Here is a 14,773-nt window from a genome sequence, read left to right on the forward strand (position 1 = left end):
CTAGTGCGTCTACCAATTCCGCCACCTGGGCACTGGAGTCGATGATCGCTCATCGTTTCCGTGTTACAACGTCTCAGCAACGTTGTGGGCGCGAACTATACGAGTACGTATTCTGCTTGTAAACCCCTGATGCGATAAAAATTATTCTGCTGCCGAAGCTGACCGACGAAGCGTTTTCGCGCTTCAATAGAGCAATGGCAGCAAACGCTAAAGAAGAAAAGGTGACCTACCTCTAATGGCCGATTGGCAAAACCTCGATCCCGAGGCCGCTCGCGAAGCGGAAAAGTACGAAAACCCCATCCCCAGCCGGGAACTGATCCTGGCTCACCTATCCGAGCGAGGCGCTCCGGCGACTCGCTCCCAGTTGCTCGACGAGTTCGGGCTCGCCGGCGAGGAGCCGGAAGAGGCCTTGCGTCGTCGCCTGCGCGCCATGGAGCGCGACGGGCAGCTTATCTATACGCGTCGTGGCGCCTACGCGCCGGTGGACAAGCTGGACCTGATCCGCGGCCGCATCAGCGGGCACCGCGATGGCTTCGGCTTCCTGATCCCCGACGATGGCAGCGACGACCTGTTCCTCAGCCCCACCCAGATGCGCCTGGTGTTCGACGGCGACCGCGCCCTGGCCCGGGTGTCCGGCCATGACCGGCGCGGACGCCGCGAAGGCCAGCTGGTCGAGGTGATCGAGCGGGCCCACGAGATCGTGGTCGGCCGCTACTTCGAGGAAAGCGGCATCGGCGTGGTGGTCGCGGACAACCCGAAGATCCAGCAGGAAGTCCTGATCCCGCCGGGCAAGGCCGGCAAGGCCAGGCACAACCAGTTCGTCCAGGTGCGCATCGAGCAATGGCCGAGCATCCACCGCCAGGCCCAGGGCGAGATCGTCGAGGTGCTCGGCGACTACATGGCGCCGGGGATGGAGATCGAAGTCGCCCTGCGCAGCTACGATATCCCCCACGTCTGGCCGGCCGCGGTGGAGAAGGAAGCGGCCAAGCTCAAGCCGGAAGTGGCGGAGAAGGACAAGGAAAAGCGTATCGACCTGCGCCAGGTGCCCTTCGTCACCATCGACGGCGAGGATGCCCGCGACTTCGACGACGCGGTGTACGCCGAGGCCAAGCGCGGCGGCGGCTGGCGCCTGTTCGTGGCGATCGCCGATGTCTCGCACTACGTGAAGGTCGGTTCGGCGCTGGACGAAGAGGCGGCCAGGCGCGGCAACTCGGTGTATTTCCCCGAGCGGGTGATCCCGATGCTGCCGGAGGTGCTGTCCAATGGTCTCTGCTCGCTGAATCCGCTGGTCGACCGGCTGGCCATGGTCTGCGAGATGACCCTGTCCAAGGCCGGCAAGCTGACCGGCTATCAGTTCTACGAAGCGGTGATCCACTCCCATGCGCGCCTGACCTACACCAAGGTCAGCCAGTTGCTCGAGCATCCCGACAGCGTCGAGGCCGAGAACCTGCGCCAGCAGTTGCCCGGCGTGGTGCCGCACCTGCAGCAGCTGTATGCGCTGTATAAAGCGCTGCTGGCCGGCCGCCATGTCCGCGGCGCGATCGATTTCGAGACCCAGGAAACCCGCATCGTCTTCGGCGCCGACCGGAAGATCTCGGAAATCCGCCCGACCCAGCGCAACGATGCGCACCGCCTGATCGAAGAGTGCATGCTCTGCGCCAACGTGGCGACCGCACGCTTCCTGCAGAAGCACGCCATCCCGGCGTTGTACCGGGTGCATGACGGCCCGCCGCAGGAGAAGCTCAACAACCTGCGCCAGTTCCTCGGCGAGCTGGGGTTGAGCCTCGGCCGCGGCAAGGCCGCGCCGACCCCGGGCGACTACCAGGAGTTGCTGGAGAAGATCCACGACCGCGCCGACTTCCGCCTGATCCAGACGGTCATGCTGCGTTCGCTCAGCCAGGCGGTGTACAGCCCGGACAACAATGGCCACTTCGGCCTCAACTACGACGCCTACACCCACTTCACCTCGCCGATCCGGCGCTACCCGGACCTGCTGGTGCATCGTGCGATCCGCAGTGTGATCCGCTCCAAGGCGGAGACTCCGCACGTGCAGCGGGCCGGCGCGGCGAGCATGCCCAAGGCGCGCATCTATCCGTACGACGAATTGCGCCTGGACCAGTTGGGCGAGCAGTGCTCGATGACCGAGCGGCGTGCCGACGAGGCCACCCGCGACGTGACCAACTGGCTGAAGTGCGAATACATGCGCGAGCGGGTCGGCGAGACCTTCCCTGGCGTAATCACCGCGGTCACCGGTTTCGGTCTGTTCGTCGAGCTGACCGACATCTTCGTCGAAGGCCTGGTCCATGTGACCGCGCTGCCCGGCGATTACTATCATTTCGACGCCGTGCACCATCGCCTCAGCGGCGAGCGCACCGGGCGCAGCTTCCGTCTCGGCGACACCACGGAAGTGGTAGTGGCGCGGGTCGACCTGGACGAGCGGAAGATCGATTTCGAGCTGGCCGGAAACGTGCTGAGCGCGCCGATCGGACGCAAGAAGCGCAACGGCGACAAGTCGGCGAACGCCGGCAAGGCGCCGAAGGGGCGCAAGGGCGCATCCGTGCCCGAGGTCGACCTGGAGCCGGCGCTGGCCAGTCCCGACGCCGCGGTGGTGCCGCGGCGCAAGGCCGGCAAGGTGCAGGCGCTGCCGCCGGTCGCGCCGGAGCTGCTGGCGCAGGCCGCGGAGATGCTCGGCAACACCGACGTGCGCAAGAGTCGCGAGGTGAAGCAGGCGCTGCTCGCCGAGGCGCGCGTCGGCGGCGGCAAGGACAAGGGCGGGAAGAAGGGCAAGGTCGTTCCTGCGGGCAAGAGCGCGAAGGGCAAGGCCAAGGGCGGCAAGCCCGCCGCTGCCGCCAAGCCGGGAAAGCCGACCAAGCATCGCAAGGGGCCTTCCAAGCCGAAGGCCGACAACGCTCCGGCCGCCACCGGGGCGCGCAAACGTAAGGCCAAGTCATGAGTCAGTGGGAAAAGGTCTACGGCGTGCATGCCGTGGAAGCGTTGTTGCGTCATCACCCGAAGCGGGTCAAGCAGTTGTGGCTGGCCGAGGGGCGGCATGATCCGCGGGTCCAGGTGCTCACCGAGCTGGCCGCCGGGTTCCGTATTCCGGTAGGGCAGCGCGATCGGCGCGAACTCGACGAGTGGGCGGAAGGCGTCCACCAGGGCGTGGTCGCGGAAGTCAGCCCCAGCCAGGTCTGGGGCGAAAACATGCTCGAGGAACTGCTCGAGCGGAGCGAGGGCGTGCCGCTGCTGCTGGCCCTGGATGGCGTCACCGATCCGCACAACCTCGGCGCCTGCCTGCGTACCGCCGATGCGGCGGGGGTGCAGGCGGTGATCGTGCCCAAGGACAAGTCCGCGACCCTCAACGCCACCGTGCGCAAGGTCGCTTGCGGGGCCGCCGAGGTGATCCCGCTGGTGGCGGTGACCAACCTCGCGCGCACCCTGGAAAAGCTCCAGCAGCGCGGCCTGTGGGTGGTCGGCACCGCTGGCGAGGCGGACAAGACCCTCTACCAGCTCGACCTCAAGGGGCCGACCGTGCTGGTGATGGGCGCGGAAGGCAAGGGCATGCGCCGGCTGACCCGCGAGCACTGCGACTTCCTCGCCAGGTTGCCGATGGCCGGCAGCGTCAGCAGCCTGAACGTCTCGGTCGCCACCGGCGTCTGCCTGTTCGAGATCCTCCGCCAGCGCACCCCGCTGGAGTGAGCGCGTGCGGGGCCGCCGCGGCGCGGCCCCGCGCCATTCCATCCGCTGTACAAATATTCGCCAATCTTCCTTGCTTCGCCGGTTGCCCTTCTCTAGAATGTCGCCCCTTGCCGCGCGGGCAGGCGTTCGTTCGCCTCTCCGCCAGGCAAGCCAAGAAAACATTCACTCCTTGCCTGACCGTTCTGCGGCAGGCTGCAACCCGTAAGGAGCATTTATGCGTCATTACGAAATCGTGTTCCTGGTTCACCCGGACCAGAGCGAACAAGTCGGTGGCATGGTCGAGCGTTACACCAAGGCCATCGAAGAAGACGGCGGCAAGATCCACCGTCTGGAAGACTGGGGCCGTCGTCAGCTGGCCTACGCCATCAACAACGTGCACAAGGCCCACTACGTTCTGATGAACGTCGAGTGCAGCGCCAAGGCCCTGGCTGAGCTGGAAGACAACTTCCGTTACAACGATGCCGTGATCCGTAACCTGGTCATGCGTCGCGACGAAGCTGTCACCGAGCAGTCCGAGATGCTCAAGGCTGAAGAAAGCCGCAACGAGCGTCGCGAGCGTCGTGAGCGTCCGAACGATAACGCTGAAGGCGCCGATGGCGACGACAACAGCGATAGCGATAACGCTGACGAGTAATTCCGGACCAGTATTGAGGAGCCAATCACATGGCACGTTTCTTCCGTCGTCGTAAGTTCTGCCGCTTCACCGCCGAAGGCGTGAAAGAGATCGATTACAAGGATCTCAACACCCTGAAGGCCTACGTTTCCGAAACCGGCAAGATCGTTCCGAGCCGTATTACCGGCACCAAGGCCAAGTACCAGCGTCAGCTGGCGACCGCTATCAAGCGCGCCCGCTACCTGGCCCTGCTTCCTTACACCGACAGCCACGGCCGTTGAGATCGGGCAGTCGAACGCTGGTAAGGGATAGATCGCATGCGCGCACTGGCTGAGTTCACCATGCGCGGCCGCATGCAGGCCACGCTCGCCGTGGCAGGCTCCGCGGTTGTTCCACTGTTGTTCTGGCTGAGTGCCGCCGCCGGTAGCCTGGTGCTGCTGCGGCGCGGATTCGGCGACGCCTTCGGCGTCCTGGCCTGGGCGGTGCTACCGGCGATGTTCTGGTGGTACCTGGGCGATCCGAGCATCCTTCTGGTCCTGCTCGGTACCCTGACGCTGGCGCAGATCCTGCGCGCCAGCACGTCCTGGAGCCATGTGCTGCTGGGCAGTGTTGCAGTTGGCGTGGTATTCGCGCTGGTGCTGGGGCATACCTCCAGCGAGCTGATCGGCGCCCTGGCGACGGAAGTCACCAAGGTCCTGACCCAGCTTCGCGGGGAGTCCCAGCTGTCGGGCGAAGAGCTGGACAAGTTGCAGGTGGCGCTGGTGCCGACCCTGACCGGGGTCATGGCTTCCTCGCTGCAGGTGACCTGCCTGCTCTGCCTGATGCTCGCGCGATACTGGCAGGCTTCGCTGTACAACCCGGGCGGCTTCGGCCGCGAATTCCGGAGTTTGCGGCTGGCGCCGGCGGTTGCCGTGATCCTGCTGCTGGGGGCCGTCGTGGTCCCGGCGCTGGAAGTGCAGGCCGCGGTGCTCGGTCCGTTGTGCAGCGTGCCGCTGATCATCGCCGGCGTGGCGCTCGGGCATGGCCTGATCGCCCTGAAGCGCCTCGCGGGTGGTTGGCTGGTGGGCCTGTACCTGGCTGTATTGCTGCTGGGGAACCTGATCTGTCTTTTGGCGGTTGTCGACAGTCTGTTTGATTTTCGTGGACGCCTGGCCCGGCGCCAGGGTTCCACGAACGGTGAAGGTTAAAAGTTAAGAGGTAAGACTCAAATGGAAGTCATCCTGCTGGAAAAAGTCGCCAACCTGGGCAACCTGGGCGACAAGGTGAACATCAAGGGCGGTTACGCCCGTAACTTCCTGCTGCCGCAGGGCAAGGCCACCGTCGCCACCGCCGAGAACGTCGCTGCGTTCGAAGCCCGCCGCGCCGAGCTGGAAAAGGCTGCCGCCGAGAAGAAGGCCGCTGCCGAAGCCCGTGCTGCCCAGCTCTCCGAGCTGGTGGTAACCCTCGGCGCCCACGCTGGCGACGAAGGCAAGCTGTTCGGTTCGATCGGCACCCGCGACATCGCCGAAGCCGTTTCCGCTGCCGGTTACCCGCTGGAAAAAGCCGAAGTTCGCCTGCCCAACGGCGCGCTGCGCAACACCGGTGAGTTCGACGTCGCCGTGCACCTGCACACCGACGTGGAAACCACTCTGAAGCTGATCATCGTCGCTGAGTAAGCGATCCGATCGGTAGGGCTGGGCGGGCATATGCGTGTCCGCGGCAGTCCGCTAACATCGGGCACGGTACCGGCAACGGCACCGTGCCCGTTGTTTTTTCCGCTGTTCCTTTTTCTTGCGTCGAGTCTATGAACGAGATCACCAGCCCCGAGCAATACGACCTGGAAACCACAGCCCTGAAGGTGCCGCCGCACTCGATCGAGGCCGAGCAGGCCGTGCTGGGTGGCCTGATGCTGGACAACAACGCCTGGGAGCGGGTGTCGGACTCGGTGTCCGACGGCGATTTCTACCGCCATGACCATCGCCTGATCTTCCGCGCCATCTACAAGCTGGCCGAGGCCAACCAGCCGATCGACGTGGTGACCCTCTCCGAGCAGTTGGAGAAGGAAGGACAACTGGCCCAGGTCGGCGGCCTGGCCTATCTCGGCGAACTGGCGAAGAACATTCCGTCGGTCGCCAACATCAAGGCCTACGCGCAGATCATCCGCGAGCGCGCCACCCTGCGCCAACTGATCGGCATCAGCAACGAGATCGCCGACAGCGCCTTCCACCCGGAAGGGCGCGGCGCCAACGAGATCCTCGACGAGGCCGAGCGGAAGATCTTCGAGATCGCCGAAGCGCGACCGAAGACCGGCGGGCCGGTGGGGATCAGCGATATCCTGGTCAAGACCATCGACCGCATCGACTACCTGTTCAACACCAGCGAGGCGCTGACCGGGGTGTCCACCGGTTTCACCGACCTCGACGAGAAGACCAGCGGCCTGCAGCCGGCCGACTTGATCATCGTCGCCGGGCGTCCGTCGATGGGTAAGACCACCTTCGCCATGAACCTGGTCGAGAATGCGGTGATGCGCACCGACAAGGCCGTGTTGGTGTACTCCCTGGAGATGCCCTCCGACTCGATCGTGATGCGTATGCTCTCGTCGCTCGGTCGCATCGATCAGACCAAGGTCCGTTCCGGCAAGCTCGACGACGAGGATTGGCCGCGCCTGACCTCGGCGATCAACCTGCTCAACGACAAGAAGCTGTTCATCGACGACACCGCCGGCATCAGCCCCTCGGAAATGCGTGCGCGGACCCGTCGCCTGGTGCGCGAGCACGGCGACCTGGCGCTGATCATGATCGACTACCTGCAGCTGATGCAGATACCCGGCTCCAGCGGCGACAACCGGACCAACGAGATTTCCGAGATCTCCCGCTCGCTGAAGGCCCTGGCGAAGGAATTCAACTGCCCGGTGATCGCCCTGTCGCAGCTCAACCGCTCCCTGGAGCAGCGACCCAACAAGCGCCCGGTGAACTCCGACTTGCGCGAATCCGGGGCGATCGAGCAGGACGCCGACGTGATCATGTTCGTCTACCGCGACGAGGTGTACCACCCGGAGACCGAGTTCAAGGGCGTCGCCGAAATCATCATCGGCAAGCAGCGTAACGGTCCGATCGGCACGGTGCGCCTGGCCTTCATCGGCAAATACACGCGCTTCGAGAACCTTGCCGCCGGCATGTACAACTTCGAGGACGAATGACCCGGCTTGGGTCTTGCCCGGCGGGCGCCTTACCATAGGCACCCGTTTCAGTTGCAGGACCCGATGCCATGCGTCCCCTCGTTGCCACCGTCGACCTTTCCGCCATTCGCCACAACTATGCCCTGGCCAAGCGCTGCGCGCCGCAGCGCCAGGCGTTCGCGGTGGTCAAGGCGAACGCCTATGGCCACGGTGCGCGCGAAGTGGTTACCGCGTTGCACGACGATGCCGATGGCTTCGCCGTGGCCTGCCTGGAGGAGGCCGCGGAAGTCCGCGCCTTGCACGCCAGCGCGCGCATCCTGTTGCTGGAAGGCTGCTTCGAGGCGAGCGAATACGCCCTCGCCGGGCAATTGCGCCTGGACCTGGTGATCCAGGGCGCGGAACAGGGCGAGGCGTTCCTCGCCGCCGGCCTGGATATTCCACTCAACGTCTGGCTCAAGCTCGACTCCGGCATGCACCGCCTGGGCTTCGATCCTGCCGCGCTGCGCGCCTGGCATGCGCGCCTGCGCAGCCATCCCGGTGTGCGCGAGCTGAACCTGATCAGCCATTTCGCCTGCGCCGACGAACGCAACCATCCGCTCACCGAACAGCAGCTGGAGAGTTTCCTCGGCCTGCTCGACCTGGACTTCGACCAGCGCAGCCTGGCCAATTCGGCGGCGGTGCTGACCATCCCGGCCGCCCACATGGACTGGCTGCGGCCGGGAATCATGCTCTACGGGTCGACCCCGCTGGCCGACCTCAGTGCTGCCGAACTGGGCCTGAAGCCGGCCATGAGCCTGGGCGCGCAGTTGATTTCACTGCGCGAGGTGGCCGTGGGTGAGAGCGTCGGCTACGGCGCCACCTGGATCGCCGAGCGGCCGGCGCGGATCGGCACGGTCAGTTGCGGCTACGCCGACGGCTACCCGCGCACCGCGCCAGCCGGGACTCCGGTACTGGTCGGGGGACGCCGCGCGACCCTGGCCGGGCGGGTCTCGATGGACATGCTGGCGGTCGACCTCTCCGACCTGCCGGAGGCTCGCGTTGGCGACCCGGTGGAGTTGTGGGGCGCCGGGTTGTCGGTGGACGAGGTCGCCCGTGCCTGCGGCACCCTCGGCTACGAGCTTCTGAGCAAGGTTGGTGCGCGGGTTCCGCGTGCCTTCCAGTACGGACCTGGCCGCCTATAGCGCCAGGTCTTTTTTTGAAGTCGTTAACCTGAGTGCCGGCTTTGCTGGGGCAGGCACTTGTTACGCTCTTTATAATCCCTGATTTTCTCTTGGTATTTGTAATAGCTGGATTTTGGTGTCCTCGCTAGTTGTGGGCTTTCAAAGTCGACCCCAATCATTCCGAAGCGATTTCTGTAGCCGAACAGCCACTCGAAGTTGTCCAGAAGACTCCAGAATAGATACCCTTCTACTTTCACTCCTGCATGCCTGGCTGAGAGCACTGCATCAATGTGGTCAGAGAGATACTTTGCCCTGAGTGGATCTAGCACCCTATTTTCAGTGAGTTTTTCATCGTCCACTCCGAAACCGGCTCCGTTCTCCGTTATGATCAGAGTAGGATGGTCGTATTCTTTGTCTATCTGCATTAGTAGTTCGACCAGATGAGAAGGAGAGACGGGGCCGTTATAGGAAGGATACTGGTCTGGATTTGGGCGATTTGCTATTCCGAAGGGTTGGCTTGGATCGTCTTTCACCAGGGTGGGAGAGTAGAAGTTTACGCCGATGAAGTCAGGTCTTCCCTGCATGATCTTTTTCATATCATCCTGAGAGGGCTGGAACGCGGGTGCGTACTTCTGATAGAGAGTTTTTATATCTTTCGGGTAGTTTCCTTTGTAAAGCGCGTCCAGAACCCAGGCATTGTGCACAGAGTTACAGTTCCTCTTGGCTGCGCTGTTCGGGTTCTCATTATCGACACAGGGGGATAGATTCAGGGCAATACCGATTCGTCCCTTGTACCCTGCTTCCTTGTATGAGGTAACCGCTAGCGAGTTCGCCAGCAGGAGGTTGTGCATGGCCTCTGCCTGAGCTGCGCGTGACTCTACGGATAGTACTTTCTCATAGGGTGAGGGGGTCTCGGTGAGGAAGTTCTCTACCAAGGGCGTCAGGGTAAAGATATTGCCCTCCGGCTCATTGAAAGTTATGAAGTAAGGTACCTCTTCGCCAAAATTGCTGAAAATGAGCTTTGCGTAGCCAGCGAACCAGTCGGGCGATTTAGAGGAGTACCATCCACCTTTCTTGTAAAGAGCTAAGGGCATATCCCAGTGGTAAAGTGTTACAATTGGAGTTATTCCGGCATCCTTCAAATCTTGTATGAGTATCTTGTAGTACTCGAGCCCTTTGGGGTTTATCGTCTGGCCATCGGGCAGCACTCGTGCCCAGCTTATCGAGAAACGGTACGAGTTGACTCCGAGTTTGCGCATCAGATCTATGTCTTTTAGATAGACGTCTCTGGATATCTGGTTCGTGGCAACATCGCCAGTGTGGCTCTCTCCGATAAGATACTTGGTAATGCCTCTATGGGTGAAGTCGTCCCAGTTTGAAGGTCCTTTCCCGTCCAGATTCCAACCGCCCTCTACCTGATAGGCCGCTGAGGCCGTTCCCCAGAGAAAGTTGCAGTTTTCCTGAGGCTTCGCAGTGGCCAGCGAGGTATCATATAGGAGCGCAAGAGAAAGAAGCGCGAGACGGTTCTTTATATTTTTTTTTAGGGTTTTTCGAAAATTTTTAAATTGGAGGAGGCTTCTTCGCATTTTTATGGTTTTTTAGGTTGGTTTATGATTGTAGGGGTCTAGGTGTTCTCGTGATATCGAGTCGATTTTTATATTTCTACTCGTTTTGAGCGTTTTACTCGCAGGTCTGGAAATCATCTTTCAAAGGAATTGTAGGATAGCTCGATATGTGGGCTGTCTCCAGGCTTCATTTGTAAGTTCGAAGGCTGTCCATGGCTTGCTCCAACTGTAGCTCCTGGACCATCGCATAGCCGGCGCGCCCGGCGCCCTTGACCCGGTACAGCGCCTGGTCGGCGGCCTTGTAGAGTTTGCCGAACTGCAGGGCGTCGCCGGGAAACAGGGCGACGCCGATGCTCGGTGTGATCACCAGCCACTGCTTGGCGAACTCCACCGGTTTCGCCAGTTCTCGCAGCAGGCGTTCGGCGATGTCGCGGGCATGCTGCTCGGCATTCGACCCGCCGACCAGCACGGCGAATTCGTCGCCGCCGAGGCGCGCCACGCAATCCTCGGTGCGCACGCAATGGCGCAGCCGCTGGGCCACGCTCTGCAGGACGAAGTCGCCGGCATCGTGGCCATGGGTATCGTTGATCGGCTTGAAGTGATCCAGATCGATCAGCAGCAGCGCCATGCTGTTGCCGTGGCGGCGCGCGTCGTCCAGGGCGCTTTCGGCGAACTCCATCAGGTGCCTGCGGTTGCCAAGCCCGGTCAGCGGGTCGTGATGGGCGGCGTACTGCAGTTGCGCTTCGCGCATCTGCAACTGGCGATTGGCCTCGCTCAACTCGTTGGTACGGACTTCCACGGCGCGTGCCAGGTCGCGCTGGGCGCTGTGCAGCAGGGCCAGGCGCGCATTCTTTTCCTGGTCGGCCTGGTCCAGGGCCAGGGCCCTTTCCTGCTTCAGGTCCTGGATGCGCGAGGCGAGCGCCAGGGAAAACAGCAGGGCCTCCAGGGTCAGCGCCAGCGGGAAGACCATGGCGTTGGCCGAGGTCGGCTGGACCAGCGCGGTGGCGCGCATCACGCCAAGGCTGACGCTGCCGAGCACCAGGCCGAAACCGATCAGGTACAGGCGCGCCGTGGCCGAACCCTGGCGCCAGCGCTGCACTGCCAGGCCGATGGCGATCGGCAGGTTGGCCAGCAGGGTCAGCGCCAGCACGCCGGCCGCCTGCCAGCGCCAGCCGGCGGCGTTGAACGCCAGGCAGGCAAGGAACAGCAGGCAACAGGCGTTCAGCAGGTGATGGGCCCAGCGTGCGTGCTGCCGGCTTTGCAGCAGGTTCTGGCTGAAGCGGATCACGCAGATGCCCCAGATCGCCAGCAGCGCCAGACGGTCAAGCCACCAGGGCACCGCCCGCTCGGGCCAGAAATACTCGAAACCATGGCCGCTGATGCTCAGGGTCAGCACCAGCGCGCTGGCAGCGGTCAGCACGTACCAGAAATAGGCGCGATCGCGCAGGCTGGTGAACAGGATCAGGTTGTACAGCAGCAGGGCGAGGATCAGCCCGTAGGCCATGCCGAACAGCAGGTTGCCCTGGCTGCGGTATTCCAGCAGTTCGTCGTGGCTCCAGAGCCTCAGCGGAAAGGCGTTGCCGCCGGGATCGTAGCTGCGCAGGTAGACGCGCAACGGCCCATCGCCGGGAGGGAGCTGGAACAGCGGATGACGATAGGCGTGGTCGCGGCCCTCGGCGAAGGGCACCGCTTCGCCGCTGCGATGTTCGCGGAACCCGCTGCGCTCGTCGGGGAGGTACAGGCGCAGGTCGTGCAGGCTGGCGCTGGCGACTTCCAGCCACCAGCCGCCGGATACCGCCTCGCGTCTCGGCAGGTCGAGGCGCAGCCACCAGACGCTGCGACTGAGGCCGACGCTGGTGCGGCCGGCGGCGGCGACGAAGCGGCCGGCCTGCTCCGTTTGTTCGAGGTCCTCCACCGCCAGGTTGCCATCGGGGTCTTCGAGCAGGTCCAGCGAGCCGTTCAACCAGGCGCCGCTGGCCGGGGGCGCTGGAAACTCCGGCGCGGCGCGCGAAACGGCGCTGGCCAGTAGCAGGAAGATGACCGCGAGCAGGGCAAGAGGATGGCGCACGATGACTCTCCCGGGGGCCTGCCTTAGAGGCCGGGTGAGATGACGATGAATGGAGTATAGAAAGAAGGTGGCGAAATGATGGCATTTTTTCGAAGCCGGCCGACGGCAGGCAATACCCAGTGAAAACGTCGGAATTGCTCATTTTTTGTGCTATATTCCGCGCCCGCGTTTTCGCGACCCCCTATTCCTAGAGATACCCCCTGGTGCCCGTGATGCAAGCCGCCAAGCCGCTGTTCGACTATCCCAAGTACTGGGCCGAGTGTTTCGGTCCGGCGCCCTTCCTGCCTATGAGTAGGGAAGAGATGGATCAGCTCGGCTGGGACTCCTGCGACATCATCATCGTCACCGGCGATGCCTACGTCGACCACCCGTCCTTCGGCATGGCCATCATCGGCCGCCTGCTGGAGGCCCAGGGGTTCCGCGTCGGCATCATCGCCCAGCCGGACTGGCAGTCGAAGGACGACTTCATGAAGCTCGGCGAGCCGAACCTGTTCTTCGGCGTGGCGGCCGGCAACATGGACTCGATGATCAACCGCTACACCGCGGACAAGAAGGTCCGTTCCGACGACGCCTACACCCCCGGCGGTCTGGCCGGCAAGCGCCCGGACCGCGCCAGCCTGGTCTACAGCCAGCGCTGCAAGGAGGCCTACAGCCATGTGCCGGTGATCCTCGGCGGGATCGAGGCCTCGTTGCGCCGTATCGCCCATTACGACTACTGGCAGGACAAGGTCCGCCGCTCGATCCTGATGGACGCCACGGCCGACATCCTGCTCTACGGCAACGCCGAGCGTGCGGTGGTGGAAATCGCCCAGCGCCTGGCCCAGGGCGAACCGCTGAGCGCGATCACCGACGTGCGCGGCACCGCCTTCGTCCGTCGCGACACCCCGGAGGGCTGGTTCGAGATCGATTCCACGCGGATCGACCGGCCGGGCAAGATCGACAAGATCATCAATCCCTACGTGAATACCCAGGACACTGCCGCCTGCGCCATCGAGCAGGAAAAGGGCGTGCAGGAGGACCCGCAGGAAGCCAAGGTCGTGCAGTTGCTGGCGAACCCCAGGCTGACCCGGGAGAAGACCGTGATCCGCCTGCCGTCTTTCGAGAAGGTGCGCAACGACCCGGTGCTCTATGCCCACGCCAACCGCGTGCTGCACCTGGAGACCAACCCGGGCAACGCCCGTGCCCTGGTGCAGAAGCACGGCGAAGTGGATGTCTGGTTCAACCCGCCGCCCATTCCGATGAGCACCGAGGAAATGGACTACGTGTTCGGCATGCCCTATGCCCGCGTACCGCACCCGGCCTACGGCAAGGCGAAGATTCCCGCCTACGAGATGATCCGCTTCTCGGTGAACATCATGCGTGGCTGCTTCGGCGGCTGCACCTTCTGCTCGATCACCGAGCATGAGGGACGGATCATCCAGAACCGCTCGCACGACTCGATCATCCGCGAGATCGAGGAGATGCGCGACAAGGTGCCCGGCTTCACCGGCGTGGTCTCCGACCTTGGCGGACCGACGGCGAACATGTACCGCATCGCCTGCAAGAGCCCGGACATCGAGCGGCACTGCCGCAAGCCGTCCTGCGTGTTCCCCGGCATCTGCGAGAACCTCGATACCGACCACAGCTCGCTGATCGAGCTGTACCGCAAGGCCCGGGCGCTGCCGGGGGTGAAGAAGATCCTGATCGCCTCCGGCCTGCGCTACGACCTCGCCGTCGAGTCGCCCGAGTACGTCAAGGAACTGGTGACCCACCACGTCGGCGGCTACTTGAAGATCGCCCCGGAGCACACCGAGCGCGGTCCGCTGGACAAGATGATGAAGCCGGGGATCGGCACCTACGACCGCTTCAAGCAGATGTTCGAGAAGTTCTCGAAGGAAGCCGGCAAGGAGCAGTACCTGATCCCGTACTTCATCGCCGCCCACCCCGGGACCACCGACGAAGACATGATGAACCTGGCCCTGTGGCTCAAGCGCAACGGCTTCCGCGCCGACCAGGTCCAGGCGTTCTATCCCTCGCCGATGGCCACCGCCACCGCGATGTATCACTCGGGCAAGAACCCGCTGCGCAAGGTCACCTACAAGAGCGATGGCGTGACCATCGTCAAGAGCGACCAGCAGCGGCGCCTGCACAAGGCCTTCCTGCGCTACCACGACCCGAAAGGCTGGCCGCTGCTGCGCGAGGCGCTGGAGCGGATGGGGCGCGCCGACCTGATCGGCAATGGCAAGCACCACCTGGTCCCGACCTACCAGCCGGATACCGGCGAATACCAGAGCGCCCGGCGGAAGAACTCGACGCCGGCCGGCAGCAAGAAGGCCGGCAAGCTGCTGACCCAGCATACCGGCCTGCCACCCCGCGCCAGCGACGGCGGCAAGCCGTGGAGCAAGGGCCAGCAGAACAAGGCGACGGCCTTCGCCAAGGGCAAGAAGAAGTCGCGCCAGCCGAACATCCCGCGCTGATCGCCGGGGCGGCCCTGCCGCCCGCAAAGGGTGCGTGGCTGCAACCCTGCCAGCGGTC

Annotated in this window: 11 protein-coding genes; 9 read left to right on the forward strand and 2 right to left on the reverse strand. The window is 63.6% G+C overall.

Features of this window, described 5'->3' with window-relative positions:
- The first annotated feature begins 235 nt into the window (after positions 1–235).
- The 8 genes from rnr to alr all read left to right on the forward strand — a co-directional run bounded on the left by rnr (position 236) and on the right by alr (position 8,647).
- On the forward strand, positions 236–2,953 hold the full coding sequence (gene rnr / locus HMPREF2924_RS10645; protein ID WP_023094923.1) for a ribonuclease R: 2,718 nt from the start codon (positions 236–238) through the stop codon (positions 2,951–2,953).
- Positions 2,950–3,696 carry a 23S rRNA (guanosine(2251)-2'-O)-methyltransferase RlmB gene (gene rlmB, locus HMPREF2924_RS10650; protein ID WP_003095638.1) on the forward strand — a complete coding sequence of 249 codons (747 nt, stop codon included), beginning with the start codon at positions 2,950–2,952 and terminating at the stop codon, positions 3,694–3,696. Before rnr ends, rlmB begins: the two co-directional genes overlap by 4 nt.
- A gap of 214 nt (positions 3,697–3,910) precedes the next feature.
- The gene (gene rpsF, locus HMPREF2924_RS10655) at positions 3,911–4,330 is read left to right on the forward strand and encodes a 30S ribosomal protein S6 (RefSeq protein WP_003095636.1); all 420 of its coding nucleotides are present in this window, start codon (positions 3,911–3,913) and stop codon (positions 4,328–4,330) included.
- A 29-nt stretch (positions 4,331–4,359) separates the two neighbouring features.
- Entirely contained in the window at positions 4,360–4,590 is a 231-nt protein-coding gene (gene rpsR / locus HMPREF2924_RS10660) for a 30S ribosomal protein S18 (RefSeq protein ID WP_003095634.1), read from the forward strand.
- Between the two features lie 36 nt (positions 4,591–4,626).
- A complete protein-coding gene (locus HMPREF2924_RS10665; protein WP_003095630.1) occupies positions 4,627–5,496 on the forward strand; it encodes a hypothetical protein in 870 nt (289 codons plus the stop codon).
- Positions 5,497–5,517: 21 nt separating this feature from the next.
- Complete coding sequence (rplI, locus tag HMPREF2924_RS10670) at positions 5,518–5,964, forward strand: 50S ribosomal protein L9 (protein WP_003095627.1); 447 nt, start codon at positions 5,518–5,520, stop codon at positions 5,962–5,964.
- Between the two features lie 128 nt (positions 5,965–6,092).
- Entirely contained in the window at positions 6,093–7,487 is a 1,395-nt protein-coding gene (gene dnaB / locus HMPREF2924_RS10675) for a replicative DNA helicase (protein WP_003095622.1), read from the forward strand.
- A 68-nt stretch (positions 7,488–7,555) separates the two neighbouring features.
- The gene (gene alr / locus HMPREF2924_RS10680; protein WP_003135545.1) at positions 7,556–8,647 is read left to right on the forward strand and encodes an alanine racemase; all 1,092 of its coding nucleotides are present in this window, start codon (positions 7,556–7,558) and stop codon (positions 8,645–8,647) included.
- Positions 8,648–8,670: 23 nt separating this feature from the next.
- Here alr and HMPREF2924_RS10685 read toward each other — a convergent pair whose 3' ends face one another.
- Both HMPREF2924_RS10685 and HMPREF2924_RS10690 read right to left on the reverse strand, forming a co-directional pair.
- On the reverse strand, positions 8,671–10,212 hold the full coding sequence (locus HMPREF2924_RS10685; protein ID WP_003135542.1) for a glycoside hydrolase family 1 protein: 1,542 nt from the start codon (positions 10,210–10,212) through the stop codon (positions 8,671–8,673).
- Positions 10,213–10,378: 166 nt separating this feature from the next.
- Positions 10,379–12,259, reverse strand: coding sequence for a diguanylate cyclase (locus HMPREF2924_RS10690; protein WP_023094922.1), 1,881 nt, complete (start codon positions 12,257–12,259; stop codon positions 10,379–10,381).
- Positions 12,260–12,471: 212 nt separating this feature from the next.
- On the opposite strand from HMPREF2924_RS10690, the gene HMPREF2924_RS10695 reads away from it, so the two are divergent.
- The gene (locus tag HMPREF2924_RS10695) at positions 12,472–14,715 is read left to right on the forward strand and encodes a YgiQ family radical SAM protein (protein WP_003135540.1); all 2,244 of its coding nucleotides are present in this window, start codon (positions 12,472–12,474) and stop codon (positions 14,713–14,715) included.
- The last annotated feature ends 58 nt before the right edge of the window (positions 14,716–14,773 follow it).

The sequence above is a fragment of the Pseudomonas sp. HMSC063H08 genome, from assembly GCF_001813645.1.
Taxonomy (GTDB): domain Bacteria; phylum Pseudomonadota; class Gammaproteobacteria; order Pseudomonadales; family Pseudomonadaceae; genus Pseudomonas; species Pseudomonas aeruginosa.